Origin of the sequence: Lysobacter sp. MMG2 (genome assembly GCF_016735495.2) — a bacterium.
In the GTDB taxonomy this organism is placed as follows: Bacteria; Pseudomonadota; Gammaproteobacteria; order Xanthomonadales; family Xanthomonadaceae; genus Lysobacter_J.
Genome location: NZ_JAERQY020000006.1, coordinates 47,640 through 63,889 on the forward strand (window position 1 = coordinate 47,640; position 16,250 = coordinate 63,889).

14 protein-coding genes are annotated in these 16,250 nt (G+C 67.8%); 3 read left to right on the forward strand and 11 right to left on the reverse strand.

Annotated features, from left to right (window positions below; all coding sequences use genetic code 11):
• Window positions 1–238: 238 nt before the first annotated feature.
• The 9 genes from JI752_RS18145 to JI752_RS18185 all read right to left on the reverse strand — a co-directional run bounded on the left by JI752_RS18145 (window position 239) and on the right by JI752_RS18185 (window position 8,200).
• Window positions 239–673, reverse strand: a complete 435-nt coding sequence (locus tag JI752_RS18145) for a low molecular weight protein-tyrosine-phosphatase (RefSeq protein WP_216966811.1) — start codon at window positions 671–673, stop codon at window positions 239–241.
• 74 nt (window positions 674–747) lie between these two features.
• Window positions 748–1,614: a non-homologous end-joining DNA ligase gene (gene ligD, locus JI752_RS18150; protein WP_216966813.1), complete on the reverse strand. Its 867-nt coding sequence runs from the start codon at window positions 1,612–1,614 to the stop codon at window positions 748–750.
• 28 nt (window positions 1,615–1,642) lie between these two features.
• A complete protein-coding gene (locus tag JI752_RS18155) occupies window positions 1,643–2,554 on the reverse strand; it encodes a Ku protein (protein WP_216966814.1) in 912 nt (303 codons plus the stop codon).
• Between the two features lie 104 nt (window positions 2,555–2,658).
• Window positions 2,659–3,183, reverse strand: coding sequence for a hypothetical protein (locus JI752_RS18160; RefSeq protein ID WP_216966816.1), 525 nt, complete (start codon window positions 3,181–3,183; stop codon window positions 2,659–2,661).
• Window positions 3,184–3,266: 83 nt separating this feature from the next.
• Window positions 3,267–5,129 (reverse strand): amidohydrolase, encoded by a 1,863-nt coding sequence (locus tag JI752_RS18165; protein WP_342315636.1) that lies wholly within the window; start codon window positions 5,127–5,129, stop codon window positions 3,267–3,269.
• Between the two features lie 103 nt (window positions 5,130–5,232).
• Complete coding sequence (locus JI752_RS18170; RefSeq protein ID WP_216966818.1) at window positions 5,233–5,889, reverse strand: hydrolase; 657 nt, start codon at window positions 5,887–5,889, stop codon at window positions 5,233–5,235.
• Between the two features lie 24 nt (window positions 5,890–5,913).
• Window positions 5,914–6,552 carry an isochorismatase family cysteine hydrolase gene (locus tag JI752_RS18175; RefSeq protein ID WP_216966820.1) on the reverse strand — a complete coding sequence of 213 codons (639 nt, stop codon included), beginning with the start codon at window positions 6,550–6,552 and terminating at the stop codon, window positions 5,914–5,916.
• Between the two features lie 61 nt (window positions 6,553–6,613).
• A complete protein-coding gene (gene wrbA, locus JI752_RS18180) occupies window positions 6,614–7,213 on the reverse strand; it encodes an NAD(P)H:quinone oxidoreductase (protein ID WP_216966823.1) in 600 nt (199 codons plus the stop codon).
• A 285-nt stretch (window positions 7,214–7,498) separates the two neighbouring features.
• Window positions 7,499–8,200: a pirin family protein gene (locus tag JI752_RS18185; RefSeq protein WP_216966826.1), complete on the reverse strand. Its 702-nt coding sequence runs from the start codon at window positions 8,198–8,200 to the stop codon at window positions 7,499–7,501.
• 123 nt (window positions 8,201–8,323) lie between these two features.
• Between JI752_RS18185 and JI752_RS18190 the strand changes: the two genes are divergently transcribed.
• Complete coding sequence (locus JI752_RS18190; RefSeq protein WP_216966829.1) at window positions 8,324–9,241, forward strand: LysR family transcriptional regulator; 918 nt, start codon at window positions 8,324–8,326, stop codon at window positions 9,239–9,241.
• A 48-nt stretch (window positions 9,242–9,289) separates the two neighbouring features.
• Here JI752_RS18190 and JI752_RS18195 read toward each other — a convergent pair whose 3' ends face one another.
• Entirely contained in the window at window positions 9,290–10,666 is a 1,377-nt protein-coding gene (locus tag JI752_RS18195) for a S8 family serine peptidase (protein ID WP_216966832.1), read from the reverse strand.
• Between the two features lie 320 nt (window positions 10,667–10,986).
• Between JI752_RS18195 and JI752_RS18200 the strand changes: the two genes are divergently transcribed.
• Entirely contained in the window at window positions 10,987–12,639 is a 1,653-nt protein-coding gene (locus tag JI752_RS18200; protein WP_216966835.1) for an MFS transporter, read from the forward strand.
• Between the two features lie 91 nt (window positions 12,640–12,730).
• Window positions 12,731–13,003, forward strand: coding sequence for a DUF1427 family protein (locus JI752_RS18205; RefSeq protein ID WP_216966838.1), 273 nt, complete (start codon window positions 12,731–12,733; stop codon window positions 13,001–13,003).
• Window positions 13,004–13,714: 711 nt separating this feature from the next.
• On the opposite strand, the gene ligD (JI752_RS18210) is transcribed toward JI752_RS18205, so the two are convergent.
• Window positions 13,715–16,246 (reverse strand): DNA ligase D, encoded by a 2,532-nt coding sequence (ligD, locus tag JI752_RS18210; RefSeq protein WP_216966841.1) that lies wholly within the window; start codon window positions 16,244–16,246, stop codon window positions 13,715–13,717.
• Window positions 16,247–16,250 lie beyond the last annotated feature (4 nt).

Genomic DNA, 16,250 nt, shown 5'->3' on the forward strand with positions numbered 1-16,250 from the left:
CAATTGCACCCACCACCACCGACTTCTCTGGCATGAAGGCATCCGGCCCACGTGCGTCCTGTCGCTTCCATCAGGCTCGCCGCCTCCATGCGCGAACGAATCTATGGAGCGCGTGTTGATGAAAGGATGAAATAAACACGTTCACGGCAATGAACCTGTTAACCGCGATAACTCAGGTTCAGATGGATGAACCTCTTCACTGCTTCGGCACGTCGATGAAGCAATTGGACTGAACGTGTCACAGTTTCGTTCGCCATTGCCGTATACAAGACTCGATGCGATCGAACGCGAAATCGTACGCATCACGCTCGCGTCCGTAGGGGTCATCGATGTCGGCGCCGTCGTCCCAGTGCGTGAGCATCAGCACGCGCCCGCGCAGCGTCGGACATAGCGCGAGCACGGCGGCCACTTGGCGTTGTTCCATCGCCAGAATCAGCTGCGATTGCAGCATCAGCCCCTTGCTGGCCTGCTTTGCCACGTGCGCGGCGCCGTCATACCCGTGCGAGGCGAGCACGTCCTGGGCGAGCGGGTCGATGGGGAATCCGCGCATGGCGGCCAGCCCGGCGGAGTGGAATTGCAGCCCGTCGCGCGCCACGCGCGTGCGCGCGATGGTTTCGGCCATGGGGCTGCGGCAGATGTTGCCCTTGCAGACGATGAGGACGCGTGTGGTCATCGCCAGACGCTAACAAACGCGCCGCCGCGATCCCTTCATGAGCGTCGCCAACGTTCAGGAAGGTGGTGTGCGCGTCAAATACGTTCAGGCAGTGTCTGTCGCACGCGGTACATCGCATGCCAGGGGTCGCGCTTGAGGTTGCGCGAGCGCCGCAGTGCCTTGCGCAGGTCGAATGCGCCGGCCTGTCGCACGCGGCCCAGCTCTTCCCAGGTCAACGGCATCGCCACCGTCGCGCCGGGCTTGGCACGCAGGGACCAGCTCGCCACACTGGTCGCGCCGCGCGTGTTGCGCAGCCAGTCGATGAAGATGAGGCCTTCGCGTTTGGCCTTCGATGCGGTGGCGATGTATCGCTCCGGTGCGCGCGCCACCATCGAATCGGCGAAGGCCTCGCAGAACGCCTTCACCTGCGTCCAGTCCGGCCCGGGACGGATGGGAACCACGACATGCACGCCCTTGCCGCCGGACATGCGCACCCAGCTGCGCAGGCGAAGGTCCCCGAGGCGGTCGCGCACATCGCGCGCGGCGGCCTTCAGCGCGTTCCACTCGATGCCTTCGTCGGGGTCCAGGTCGAACACCAGCCGATCGGGCTTTTCGACATCGTCCGTGCGCGCGCCCCAGACGTGGAACTCCAGTGCGTTCATCTGCACCAGTTCGAGCACGCCGTCGAGGTCTTCCACGAAGAGGTAGTCGTCGGCGCCGCTGACTTCGCGCAGGTGGATCTTGCGCACGTGCTCGCCTAGCGAATCGGCGTGGTGCTTCTGGAAGAAGCACGTGCCTTCCACGCCGTCCGGGCAACGCACCAGCGAGAGCGGGCGCCGGATCAGTTCCGGCAGCAGCCAGCGCGACACCGCGCGGTAGTACTCGGCGACATCGCCCTTGGTGACCCCGACCTGCGGGAACACCACGCGTTCCGGACTCGTGAGCCGCGGCGTCGTCGCCATGCGTCAGCGTCGCATCGCAGGCGCGCGTTCAGGCCGACTTGCGCCCGGTGCGTTTGCGCGCGGTGGTGGTGGCGGCCTTCTTCGCGGGCGCCTTCTTCGCGGCGGCCTTCTTCGCCGGCGCGGGCTTGGCGCTGCCGCCCTTCTTCTCCAGGCTGCGCTTGAGCAGATCGGCGAAGTCGATGACGTTGGTCGCGGCGTTCTCCGGCAGCTTGTCCTCGTCGGCGGCCGTCTTGTTGCGCACCACGTTCTTGGACTTCACGCGGTCTTCGATGACCTTGGTCAGGCGCTCGCGGAAGTCGTCCTTGTAGTCCTCCGGCTCCCACTTTGAACTCATCGACTCGATGAGCTGCTTGGCCATGTCGATCTCGCGCGCGGTGATCTTCCACTTCTCCAGGCCGCCTTCGGGCAGCTTGTAATCGGCCGGATCGACCAGCTCCTGGGCGAAGCGCAGAATCAGCAGCATCAGCGCCTCGTCCTTGGGCACGACGGCGGCGAGGTATTCGCGCGTTCGGATCACCACGCGTCCCACGCCCGCCTGGCCGGTGCGCTTGAGCACCTCGCGCAACAGCACGTAGCCCTTCTCGGCCTTCTTGCCCGGCTCGAGGACGTAGGGTTTCTCGAAGAACTCCGGGCCGATGGATTCGATGTCGACGAAGGTGTCGATGTCCACCGACTCCTTGTGGTCCGGGGATGCGGCGGCGATGTCGGCTTCCTCCAGCACGACGTAGCTGCCCTTGTCGTACTCGAAGGCCTTGACGATCTCCTTCCACGGCACTTCCTCGCCGGTCTCGGCGTTGACGCGCTCGTAACGGATCGGCGCGTTGTTGCGGCTGTCGAGCATGCGGAAGTGCAGGTCGACGCGGCGCTCGCCGGTCATCAGTTTCACGGGGATGTTGAGCAGACCGAACGACAGCGTGCCGGTCCAGATGGGGCGGGCCATGGGATACCTCTCCCGGGCGAATCGCGGGGCGGGCTATCGACTTTCCGACGGGAGGTGTTGGCGGGCGGTGAAAGGGGGGCGGTGAAAGGCGGGCGATACGTCGCTCAGGCCAAACCGGCCCCCGGCGTGGCCGCTCTCCGCGTCGCACCACGCACGCGCAGCACCTGCCACACCGCCGCGATCAGATACGCCACGAACGCCGTCCCGATCGGCCCGAACAACGCCGGATCTTCCGGCCCGGCCGCGTAGGGCGCGCCCAGCGGCAGGCGCGTGAGGCTTTCCACGGAGGCCGGAATGAAGTGGAAGAACAGCGCAGTCAGGTTCAGCAGCACCGCCGCATAGGTCGACGCACGCCCGAACCCGTGCCGCCGTTCGGCGAACCACGCCAGCGCCAGCACGGCCAGTGTGATCAGGCTCAGCACATGCGGCACGCCGAAGCCGCCGCGACGGAAGATGAAGAGCCCGGTGAAGGCGGCGCCCACGGTGAACCACCAGAAGACGGCGCCGGAACGCGAGGACAACAGGATCTGACGGTGCGCGATCAGCGCGATGAAGCCGGCGATCACGCCGACGATGGCGATGACCGTGTGCAGCGCGCCGAAGGCGGTGACGTTGAGCAGGTCCAGCATGGCGACACCTCGAAGGTTTGGCGGGGCGGACTTTTCACAGTTGTCCCGGGTGCGCTTCGCTTACCCGGGCTACGGATTACTTGCTAGAACGCGAAACACGAACACCCCAGCGCGCCCCAGAAGCCGCGCAGGTCGCCTGGCGAATCGAAATGGGCCGCGTGCGCGTGGCGATGCACGCCACAGCTGCCGCCATCGCCGTGCGAATGCGCATGCGTCAGCGTTGCCGCCGCCGCGCCCAGCGTGCCGGGCTGGTAACCGCCCCAGCGGCGCACGGGCGACCAGTCGGGCATCGGCGCGGGCAGGGCGGGGGCGAGGCGTTCGAATTCCTCATCGCCGTGCACGATGCGCCCGCCCACCACGGTCAGCACGCTGGTGATGCCCTGGATGCGTTCCTCGGGCACGCTCAGGAAGTCCGCCGACAGCAGCGCGAAATCCGCCAGCTGGCCCGGCGCGAGCACGCCCTTGCCGCCTTCCTCGCCGGAGAACCATGCGCTGCCCTGCGTCCACAGGCGCAGCGCCTGTTCGCGTTCGAGCTTGTTGTCGTCGCCGTACATCGGCATGCCGCCGACGCTGCGACCCGTGCTCAGCCAATACAGCGCGACCCACGGGTTGTAGCTGGCCACGCGCGTGGCGTCGGTGCCGGCGCCGACCGGCACACCGGCGTCGAGCATGCGCCGCACAGGCGGCGTGCGCTTCAACGCGTCCACGCCGTAGCGCTTGGCGAAGAACTCGCCCTGGTAGGCCATGCGGTGCTGAATCGCGATGCCGCCGCCGAGCGCGCGTACGCGGTCGATGTTGCGATCGCTGATCGTCTCGGCGTGGTCGATGAACCAGCGCGTGCCGTCGAAGGGAACCTCGCGGTTCACCTTCTCGTACACGTCGAGGATGCGGCCGATGCTCTCGTCGTAAGTCGCGTGGATGCGGAAGGGCCAGCGCTTTGCGGCGAGCAGGCGCACCACGCCTTCCAGGTCGCCTTCCATCGACGGGGGAAGGTCCGGGCGCGGTTCGCGGAAGTTCTCGAAGTCGGCCGCGGAGAACACCAGCATCTCGCCCGCGCCGTTGTGGCGCAGCATGTCGTCGCCTTCGCGCGGTTGCAGCATCGCACTCCAGCGTTCGAAGTCGGCCAGCTCGCCGCCCTTGTTCTGCGTGAACAGGTTGTAGGCGATGCGCACGGTGAGTTCGTCGTCCGCGTGCAGCTGGCGGATGATCTCGTAGTCGTCGGGGTAGTTCTGGAAACCGCCGCCGGCGTCGATCACCGAAGTGATGCCCAGGCGGTTGAGTTCGCGCATGAAGTGGCGCGTGGAATTGCGCTGGTACTCCGGCGGAAGTTTCGGGCCCTTGGCCAGCGTGGCGTAGAGGATCAGCGCGTTGGGTCGAGCCAGCAGCAGACCGGTGGGATTGCCCGACTTGTCGCGCTCGATGCGACCGCCCGGCGGGTCCTGGCTCTCCTTCGTGTAACCCACCGCGCGCAACGCGGCGCGGTTGAGCAGGGCGCGGTCGTACAGGTGCAGGATGAACACCGGCGTGTCGGGCGCGACCGCGTTGAGTTCGTCCAGCGTCGGCAGCCGCTTCTCGACGAACTGTTCCTCGCTGAAACCGCCGACCACGCGCACCCACTGCGGCGCGGGCGTGCGCGCGACCTGCTCGCGCAGCATCGCCATCGCATCGGCCAGGCTGCCCACGCCGTCCCAGCGCAGTTCCAGGTTGTAGTTGAGGCCGCCTCGGATGAGGTGCGTGTGGCTGTCGTTGAGTCCGGGAATCAGGCGCCGTCCGCGCGCGTCGATAAGCCGCGTGGCGTCGTGCGAATGCGCAAGCACCTGGGCATCGCTGCCTGTGGCGATGACACGTCCGCCGGCCACGGCAAGCGCGGTGGCCGACGGTGTGCGCGCATCGAGCGTGGCGATGCGCGCGTTGAAGACGATCAGATCTGCGTTGGTTTCGGCCACGTGTCCTCCCTGCGATGGCGTGCGCCGCGTGGCCGGCGCGCAACCCAGCAATGTTCCCGCCAGGGCCGCTTCCAGAACGCGGCGGCGCGCGGTATCCACGGGCTCAGTGACCGCCTTCGGAACCGCCGAACATGGTCTTGGCGTACTGGATGCCCAGCCCGTAGCCGCCGGCCATTTCGTGCGCGATGCCGGTGGTGAGGTCGTAGGTCGCCGCGCGCGCCCAGTCGCGCTGCAGTTCCAGCATGTACTGCAGGGCGGTCATCGGTCGTGCGCCGGCCTGGATCATGCGCTGCATCGCGCGCTCGTGCGCTTCGTCGGTGACGTCGCCGCAGGCGTCGGCGATGACGTAGGCCTCGAAGCCCTGATCGAGCGCGGACACCACCGGCCCCACGATGCACACGCTGGTCCACAGTCCGGCGAACACGATCCGGCCCTTGCCGATGCGGTTCACCTCGGTGGTGACCTGATCGTCTTCCCAGCAGTTCATGGTGGTGCGATCGAGCACCTTGGCCTTCGGGAAAGCCGCCGTGACTTCGGGAAACAACGGACCGGAGAACGACTTCTCCGCCACCGTGGTGACGATGGCGCTCACGCCGAAGCCGGCGGCCGCCTTCGCCACCAGCGCGACGTTGGTGCGCAGCGTGGCGACGTCTATCGAGCGCGTGGCGAAGGCCATCTGCGACTGGTGGTCGATCAGCACGAGCGTGTGGTCCTGCGGCGTGAGCAGTTGCTGGCCGGCGGCGGTCTTGGCGGTGGGCATCGGGTGATCCTCGGGTGGGGAAGGTCAGGCGTGCGCCAGCGCCGACAGCAACGACTGCGTCGTCAGCACGGCATGGGCGAACGCGGGGGCGTTGATTTCGTGTGCGGCGTGCATGGCCTCGGGGCTGAACGCCGCCGTCGCATCGCGCACCAGCGTGACGTGGTAGCCCAGCTCGCTGGCGAAGCGCGCGGTGCTTTCGATGCAGGTATTGGCGATCATGCCGATGAGGATGACGTGGCTGATGCGGTGCTGCTTGAGCAGCATGTCCAGGTCGGTGTTGGCAAAACCGCTGCCGCCCCAGTGTTCCTTGACGACGATGTCGCCCGGCTGCGGGGCGAAGTCCGGATGCCATTGGCCGCCATGCGTGCCCGCGGCGAACACCTGCGCGCGCGCCGCGCCCAGCTGGTACGGCGTGGCGTGATCCCAGGTGGCGAAATCGCCGGGTTCGGAACGGTGGTGCGGGACGATGAACACGCGCAGGCCGGCCGCGCGTGCAGCGGCGGTGATCTGGCGCAGATGCTCGTGCAGGTTGACCGAGCGCGCGACGTCGGCGACGCGCGGCCAGAGCTTGCCGTCCTCGGCGAGGAAATCGTTGTAGGGATCGACGAACAGCAACGCGGTGTGGTTGAGCGGGTAGCGCGGAAGCGGCGAGGGTGTGGCCATCGTGCTCTCCTGGCGTTGCTGCCGGCCGGCGTCGTCGCGACGCCGGCCGGAAGGTTGGGCGTCAGCCGTGCAGGCGGATCGCGGTCTCCGCGACGACGCGGCCCTGGTAGCGCGCGCCGTCGAGTTCGTTCTGCGTGGGCTGGCGCGAGCCGTCGCCGCCGGCGATGGTGCTGGAGCCGTAAGGCGAGCCGCCGGTGACTTCGTCCAGGCGCATCTGCCCGGCGTGGCCGTAGTCCAGGCCCACCACCACCATGCCGAAATGGAGCAGGTTGGTGATGATCGAGAACAGCGTGGTTTCCTGGCCGCCGTGCTGCGTCGCGGTGGACGTGAAGGCCGAACCGACCTTGCCGTGCAGCGCGCCGCGCGCCCACAGGCCGCCCGCCTGGTCGAGGAAGTTGGCCATCTGCGAGGACATGCGGCCAAAGCGCGTGCCGGTGCCGATGATGATGGCGTCGTAATCGGCCAGTTCGTCGACCTTCGCGATCGGTGCGGCCTGGTCGAGCTTGAAGTGCGAACGCTCGGCGACGTCCTGCGGCACCAGTTCGGGCACGCGCTTGATGTCGACGTTCGCGCCGGCGCCGCGTGCGCCTTCGGCGATCGCCTGCGCCATCGTTTCGACGTGACCGTACGCGGAGTAGTAGAGGACCAGGATCTTGGCCATGGGATTTCCTTGGTGAGGGTGGGGTGAACGAACGTGCCCCAGGGCGCCACGATGCGGGGCGGGGCGGGGGAGAGGATTGGACGCGGTTGCGGTTGTTCCGCGCGTTGCTGCAGTTGCCCCTCCCCCTGCGTGCAGGGGGAGGTTGGGAGGGGGAGAGGCGCGACAGCGCCGACGCTTTGCGCGTCGTCGCCGTGATGCTTGCCGCTACGCGGCTTCGCTACCCCTCCCCAACCCTCCCCTGCAGGCAGGGGAGGGAGCTCGGGCGGTGGGGAGGATTCGTGCGCCTTACGGCGCCGAATCCACCAGCACCACTTCCGCGTCCTCCAGCGCGGTCACGGTGATCGCGCCTTCATTGCGGATCGCCGCGCCGTCGCGTGCTTCGATGCGCACGCCGTTCACTTCGACCGCGCCCGTGGCCGGCACGAGGTAACCGAAGCGGTTGTCGCCGAAGTCGTACTGCGCCGATTCGCCGGCCTTGAGGTTCAGGCCCAGCACGCGCGCCTGCGCACGGATCGGCAGCGCGTCCTCGTCGCCGGCGATGCCGCTGGCCAGCGTCACGAAGCGGCCGGAGCGGTCGCCCTTCGGGAAGGGCTTGCTGCCCCAGGTCGGCGCGCCGCCGCGGGCGTCGGGGATGATCCAGATCTGGAAGATCCGCGTGGTGCCCGGCTCCAGGTTGTACTCGGCGTGCGTGATGCCGGTGCCGGCGCTCATCACCTGCACGTCGCCTGCTTCGGTGCGGCCCTTGTTGCCCAGGTTGTCCTGGTGGGTGATCGCGCCGTCGCGGACGTAGGTGATGATCTCCATGTCCGAATGCGGGTGCGGCGGGAAGCCGGTGTTGGCGGCGATGGTGTCGTCGTTCCAGACCCGCAGCGCGCCCCAGCCCATGCGGGCGGGGTCGTGGTAGTTGGCGAACGAGAAGTGATGCTTGGCATCGAGCCAACCGTGGTTGGCTCCACCCAGGCGGTTGAACGGGCGATGCTCGATCATGGTCTTGCTCCGGGTTTGGACAGTGGCGCCACGATAGGCGTCCGCCGGTCGTCTGAGAATGGAACGGATCGAATATGATCCATTCCATTCCTTGCATGATGGGTTCGCGCCCGGAGGCCCTCCGTGAAACTGCCCGATCTGGAAGCCTGGGCGATCTTCGCCAAGGTCGCCGAAACCGGCTCCTTCGCCCGCGCGGCGAACGAACTCACCCTCTCGCAGGCCACCGTGTCCAAGGCGATCACGCGACTGGAGTCGCGTCTGAAGACGGTGCTGTTCCACCGCACGTCGCGGCGCATGTCGCTGACCGAGAGCGGCCGCGGCGCGCTGGAACGCGCCAGCCGCATCCTCGCCGAGGGCGAGGCGGTGGAGGCCGAAATCACTGCACAGGCCACCAGCCCGCGCGGCACGGTGCGCATGGCGGTGCCGATGTCGTTCGGCATCGAACACCTGGCGCCGGTGCTGCCGGAGTTCATGGCGCGCCATCCGGAGGTGTCGCTGGAAGTGGATTTCGACGACGGCCTGGTCGATCTGGTCGGCGGCGGTTTCGACCTGGCGCTGCGCATCTCGGCGTTGGCCGATTCGAGCCTGCTGGCGCGGCGGTTGTGCGGCGTGCGCATCGTGCTGGTCGCATCGCCTGCGTACCTCGACGCGCACGGGCGGCCGCGCCATCCGCGCGAGCTGGCGCAGCACAACGCGCTGTTCTACACGCTCTCGCGCTTCGGCAACGCGTGGCGGTTCCACCATCGCAAGCACGGCGATTTCTCGATCAGCGTGGCGGCGCCATTGCGCGTGAACAACGCCGAGGCGCTCAATCCGGCGTTGCTCGCCGGGCTGGGGCTGGCGTTGCAGCCGGAATTCCTGGTGTGGCGCGAACTCAAGGCCGGCAAGCTGGAGATCGTGATGCCCGACTGGTCGCCGCCGCCGATCGCGCTGCACGTGGTCACGCCGCCGGGGCGCGTGCGCCCGGCGCGCGTGCAGGTGCTCATCGAGCACCTGGTGAAGAAGTTCGAGAAGGCGCCGTGGGCGCACACGGCCGCGTGATTGCGCGGCCACCCCCCTCCCGCGAACGGGAGAGGGGACAGGCGCGCGTTACGGCGTCAGCGACAGCGCATTGGCGGCAGTGATCAACCCCGAGCCCGTGGCGTCGGCACCCCAGCACGTCTGTTCGGCCGGGCCCGAGGGCTGCGACAGCAGCGCGCAACCGGCGGCCATCGGCAATGCGGCGCTTTCCAGGATGTCCTCGACATCGGCCTGCACCAGGCCCGGATTCTTCTGCAGCATCAGTGCGGCGATGCCGGCCACGTGTGGCGAGGCCATCGACGTCCCGCTGAGGTAGAAGTACGAACGCTTGCCGCTCTGCGTTTGGTACGGGCCCACCACCCACGAACCGGGCGCTGCCACGTCGAGGTCCTGTCCGGCCAGTTCGCGGCTGGAGAAATCGGCGATGTGGAAATCCGTCGTCGTGGTCGGATCGGCCACATCGTCGGCGTTCCACCAGTTGGCCGGATTGCCGTCGGCGCCGGGCTTCCACTGGTTGTTCCAGCCCGAGGCCGCCACCGACACCACCGGCGCATACGCGCCGGGATAGCCCATGCCGGCCTCTCCCTCGTTGCCGGCCGAAGCGACGATGACCACGCCCTGCGCGATCGCATAGTCGATGGCCGCCTTCTCGACGGCATCCAGCTCCGATCCGCCCAGGCTCATGTTGATCACGACGGGCGAAGTGCCCAAGGCGCCGCCGGCCTTGAGATTGGCGACGTAGACGATGCCGGCGGCGACCACCGACGACCAGCCCGAACCGTTCTGGTTGAGCACCTTGACCGGAATGACATTGGCGCGCGGTGCGGTGCCGTTGATCGGCGTGCCGTTGAGGCTGTAACCCAGGATGGAACTGGTCACGTGCGTCCCGTGCGAGTTCTGGTCGTGCTCCCACTTGTTGGGTGGTTCGGACACGTTGCCGTTTTCGCCGCCACCGCCATTGAAGGCCTTCGCGAACTGCGTGGCGATGCGCTCCTGCGGGAAGTACTGGCGCCAGGAATCGAGCAGGCCGGTGTCGAGTACCGCCACGTACACACCGCCGCCGTCGTAGGCGATGGTGCGTCCCAGCCCGAGGCTGGTCACGTCCACCGCGTCCTGGTCCCAGGTGCTCAGGCCATTGGCGAAACTGGTGGCGCTGACGGTGTCGATCGGGCCGCCCTTGCGTTCGGCATCGGGATTGGCGGCCACCACGAAGGGCAGGGCGCGCACCGAGGCGAGCTGCGCTTCGGTTGTCTTGAGGGTGACGGCATCGATCTGCGTGAGCACTTCGCGCACCGTGCCCTGCGCGCCCAGCTGCGCGAGGATCGCGGGTGTCGCATCGGTGTTGAGCAGCACGTTCACGCCGATCGTGCGCGAACCGGGTGCGGCGTGCGCGGCGGCGGGCAGCGCGCATGCCAGCGCAAGGACGCTCAGGGCCTGTTTGATCACGGTGGACCTCCTCGGGTGGGCCCGTTCGCACGGGCGGGACAGCTTGCCCGGAGCAAACGGTATCGGGACGGCCAACAGGCCGACCGCATCCCTGTGAAGTCCCCATTGCGAATGCTCGCGCTCCGGACGGCGGAGGATGCTCGCCGGATTGTTCGGCGTGCGTGAGGAAACCGTGGGCATCAACGTTCCCACGGCAGATGAACCGGCGACACGGCGCGCAGGCCGGTCGTCCCCCGTTTGGGGGTGGGCGGCGGCCACGTGAACCCCTAGCGTCGGAACCGGCCGGGCGAACCGGCAACGACCAGCGTGCGGAGGTGCGGATGTCCAGCAGCAACGTGGCCGAAAGCGGCGGCGCGACGACGGGCCCCTGGTCGCCGCTGCGCGTGCCTACGTTCCGCGCGCTATGGCTGGCGATCCTGGCCGGCAACATCGGCACGTGGATCCACGATGTCGCCGCCGCGTGGGTGATGGCCGAGACCACCGGTTCGCCCTTCATGGTGGCGGCCGTGCAGTCGGCGACGACGCTGCCGGTGGTGCTGCTGGCGATCGTCGCGGGCACGTTGTCGGACATCGTCGACCGCCGTCGCTATCTGATCCTCGCGCAGCTGTGGATGTTCATCGTCGCCACGGTGCTGGCGGTGCTGGCGCAGGCGGGTCTGATGACGCCGTGGACGCTGGTCGCGCTGACCTTCGCGCTCGGCATCGGCGCGGCGATGGCGATGCCCGCGCAGCAGGCGACCACGCCCGAACTCGTGCCGCGCGCGATGCTCGGGTCGGCCGTGGCGCTGGGTTCGCTGAGCATGAACATCGCGCGTGCGATCGGCCCCGCGCTGGGCGGGCTGATCGTCGCGCAGGCCGGCGTGGCGTGGGCGTTCGCGATCAACGCGGTGTCATTCCTCGGCGTGATGGTGGTGCTGTGGCGCTGGAAACGCGCGCCGTCGCCGACGACGCTACCGCCGGAAACCTTCGGTGTCGCGCTGCGCGCCGGCTGGCGTTACGCGCGCCAGGCGACGGTGTTGCAGTCGGTGCTGGTGAAGGCCGGGAGCTTCTTCGTCTTCGCCAGTGCGCTGACCGCGCTGCTGCCCATCGTGGTCAACCAGGAACTGCGTGCGAGCGCGGGTGCGTACGGCCTGCTGCTGGGGTGCGTCGGAGTGGGGGCCATCAGCGGCGCCTTGCTGTTGCCGCGACTGCGCCGCCGGATGGACACCGACCGCATGGTGCTGTGGGCGACGCTGGCCTATGCGGGCTGCATCGCTGCGCTGGCGCTGCTGCGCGACGTGCGCCTGTTGTATCCGGTGTCGCTGGTCAACGGATTCGCCTGGATCACCGTGCTCTCGTCGTTGCAGATCGCGGCGCAGACGTCGGTGCCGGCGTGGGTGCGCGCGCGTGCGCTGTCGCTGTACATCGTGGTGTTCTCGGCGGGGCTGGCGTTGGGCAGCCTGGGTTGGGGCACGCTGGCGCAGGCGATCGGCACGCCGCGAACGTTGCTGATCGCTGCGGCGGGCACGGTCGTCGCGGCGCTGTTCGGCCTGCGTTTTCGTCTGGGCGCGGCGGCACAGGTGGATGTCACGCCGTCCGGGCATTGGCCGCAGCCCATCGTCGGTCATGACGTCTCGGGCGATCGTGGGCCGGTGCTGGTGGCGATCGAATACCGCGTGCGGCTGGATCGTCGCGACGAGTTCCTCGCGCTGATGAGGACGCTCGGCCACGGGCGCCGTCGCAACGGCGCGGTGAGTTGGGGCGTGGCCGAGGACACCGCCGCGCCGGGCGTGTACATGGAGCACTTCGTCGATTGCTCATGGCTGGAGCATCTGCGCCAGCACGAGCGCGTGACGCAGGACGAGCATCACGTGCAGGACGCGATCGTCGCGCTGCTCGAACCGGGCAGCGCGCCGGTGGTGCGTCATTTCGTCGGCGGTGCGCCGGGACTGCCGTTGCCTGCGGCCACGGCAGGCGGCAACACGATGGTGTGAACGGGCACTGCGCACGGGCGTGCAAGATCGGGTCGCGCCGCCGCTGTTGTGATCGCGGTGATGCGCGCGGGCGCGGTGCTGGAGGCGTGCGATGAAGCTGTATCTGTTGTCGCTGGCCGTGGGCCTGCTGGTCGGCGTGATCTATGGCCTGCTCAACGTGCGTTCGCCTGCGCCGCCGGTGGTGGCGCTGGTGGGGTTGCTCGGCATCCTGCTGGGCGAGCAGTTGGTGCCGTTGGTGAAGCGTGTGGTGGCGCGCGAGCCGGTGAGTGCGGCGTGGGTGCGGGCGCAGTGTGGCTCGCATGTGATGGGGGAGTTGCCGAAGGGGAATGTGGTGGATTCGGAGGCGTCGCGGAAGGAGGGGTAAGGGGGCGGCTGTTCCGTCATGCCGGCGAAGGCTGGGGCCCCGGCCCGTAGCGTGCGGCCACTTCGATAGCGGTGAACCCCGTCACCGTCATCCCGGCGAAGGCCGGGATCCAGGCCCGTCGCGCACGGGCACTCCCTCTGCGGCAACCCACGTCCCCGTCATTCCAGCGAAAGCTGGAATCCATTTTGATTTGGCTCTAGCGCTCTTTTCGAGCACAGACCAAAGCAACAACAAAGCTTCCGATCGGCTGCGCCGCTCGGGTCACTTTTCTTTGCTTGCCCAAAGAAAAGTAACCAAAAGAAAGGGCAGTGGGCCCAGATCAATCCCACGACCGGAAGGAGCAAGGGCGCGTTCGCGATTCGCCATCCATGGCTCAGCGCTCACCGCCGCACATCCATGTGCGGCGCCCTTCGGGGCTAGGGACCTGAAAGGCTGTTCGACAGCAACAGCAACAGCAACAGCAACAGCAACAGCAACCGCAACAGCAACCGCAACCGCAACCGCAACCGCAACCGCAACCGCCACCGCCACCGCAAATCGACCGTCATCCCGGCGAAGGCCGGGATCCAGGCCCGTGGAGAATGGGAACTCCGGTAAGCGCGCGGGCACTCCCTTACCGACAACCTATGTCACGTGACATGGTTCACGCGAGAGGGAGTTCCCGTTGTCTTCAACGAACCACCCAAGTGTCGAAGGCGCTCCAGCAATCCCTTACTCGTCGACAATCCGCCTCAGGTCCTGCTCGAGCTTCCCCATCCCAGCCCACGGATCCTTCCTTCGCCGCTTCAACCGCGCCGGCACGTCCGCGATCGTGAACGCGTCGCCGCGCGTGAGCTTCGCCAGTTCGCTCCATGCCAGAGGCATCGCCACGGGTGCGCGCGGTCGGGCGCGCAGGGAGTACGAAGCCACCGCCGTCGCGCCTCGGCCGTTGCGCAGGTAGTCGATGAAGATGCGTTTGTTGCGCAGCCGCTTGCTGGCGACGGAAAGAAAGCGCTCGGGCTCGGATTGCGCCATCACCTCGGCGAAGCTCTGCGCGAAGCGCTTCACCAGCGACCAGTCGTTGCCGGGATTCAACGGCACCACCACGTGCAATCCCTTGCCGCCGGTGGTGCGCAGGAAGGATTCCAGCTCCAGTTCCACCAGCCGTTTGCGCACGTCCACCGCGGCGCGCTTCACCTCGGCGAAGGGCAGCTCCGGCGCGGGGTCGAGGTCGAACACGATGCGGTCGGCGCGATCCGGATCGTCCGCGTGCGAGCCCCACGGGTGGAACTCCAGCGAGTTGAACTGCACCAGCTCCATCAGCGCCGCCGCATCGTCCACCACGAGGTAGTTCGCGTTGTTGCCGGCTTCTTCTTTCAGTCGGGCGAAGCGGACCAGCTCCATCCCCGGCGTGTGGTGCTTTTGGAAGAAGCACGCCTGGCCCGTGCCGCCGGGGCAGCGGATCACCGACAGCGGACGGCCGGCGATCTCGGGCAGCAGGTGGTCCATCACCGCCGCGTAGTAGTTCGCGACGTCGAGCTTGGTGTAGCCGTCGTCGGGGTAGATCACCTTGGTCGGGCTGGTGAGTTTTGGGGCAGTGCGTGAAGTGCTGCCCGCGCTCTTCTTCGCCGTCTTCTTCGCGCGCGCGGAGGTCGGTTTCGTCTGCGCGCGATCGCTGTCGCCCAGATCGTCGACCGACTTGTCGTCGCGGATCGCCTTCAGCGACGGCTGGCGCAGCAGGCCTTGCCCGCCGACGCCGCGGTAGTTCACTTCCACCACGAAGCGCGGTTCGAACCACTTCGCCGAACGCAGGTCGGTGTCGTTCTCGGGCACGAAGACGGTGGGCTCCTTCGTGCCATCGCGACCGAGCCGCTTGCTGATGTCCTTGATCATCGCGTCGGAAAAGCCGCTGCCCACGCGGCCGACGTAGGCCCAGCCGTGGCGTTCATCGGGGGTGGCGAGCAGCAGCGAGCCGAAACCGCTGCGACTGCCCTTCGGCGCCGTCCAGCCGACCACGGCGTATTCGTCGCTGTGCAGTGACTTGGTCTTGCGCCAGTCGTCGCCGCGACCCGGGTGATAGGGGCGATCGACGCGTTTGGACACGATGCCTTCGAAGTGCTGCTCGCCCGCCAGTTCGAATGCCTGCACGCCATCGCCCATCGCGTGCGAGCTGTACGACAGGTGGCGCGTGCCCTTGCCGAGCAGTTGCTCCAGCAAGGCCTTGCGTTCGATCAGCGGCGCATCGGCGATGTCCACGCCGTCGATGTGCAGTAGGTCGAACATCGCATACGACAGCGTTCCCTGGCGTTCGCCGGAGAGCGTTCCCTGCAGCAGGTTGAAATCCTCGCGTGTGCCGCGACCGGCGATCAGCTCGCCGTCCAGTGCAGCGGATTTCAGCCCCAGCGCTTCGATCGCGCCGGTGATCTCGGGCACCTTGCCGGTCCAGTCCAGCGCGTTGCGCGACCACAGGCGCGCCTTGCCTTTGGCGATCGTGGTGACGATGCGATAACCGTCCCACTTGATTTCGTGCAGCCACTGGTCGCCGGGCGGTGGCGCCTCGCCGAGTCGCGCCAGTTGCGGTGCGAAGAACTCCGTCGGCGCGGCGGCCTTTCGCGCGCCGGTGAGTTTCATCGCCAGCTTCGCCCAGTCGCGACGTTTCGTCGCCGACTGCACGGGCACGTCGCTGCGGCGCTGGCGAACGGCCTTGCCGCGGCCGGCGCGTTTGGCGTCGTCTTCGGGAGGTGGCGTGACGTCGGCGAGCAGGTCGTCGGCTTCCAGCGTGCCGGCATACTCGTCCTTCTCCTTGATGAGCAACCACTGCGGTTGCCGCGCGGGCTTGCTCGAACGCACCAGATGCCAGCCGCCCTTGAGCTTGTCGCCGAACAGTTCGAAGCGCAGATGGCCCTTGGCGAGCTGGGCTTCGGGGTCGTACTTCGTCGCCCACACGCCGTGGTCGAACTGCGCGACGTGGCCGCCGCCGTAGTGGCCTTTCGGAATGTCGCCTTCGAACGTCGCGTAGTCGACGGGATGGTCCTCCACCTCCACCGCCATGCGCTTCACGTCCGGATCGTAGCTGGGGCCCTTGGGCACGGCCCAGCTCTTGAGCGCATCGCCTATCTGCAGACGGAAGTCGTAATGGCGTCGGCTGGCGTGGTGCAGCTGCACGACGAAGATCGCGCGCTTGCCCTGCGGCACGCGCTTGCCGGGTTCGGGCTCGCGGGTCCGGGTGAATTGCCGCTTGCGTCGGTATTCCGTCAGGGTCATCGCA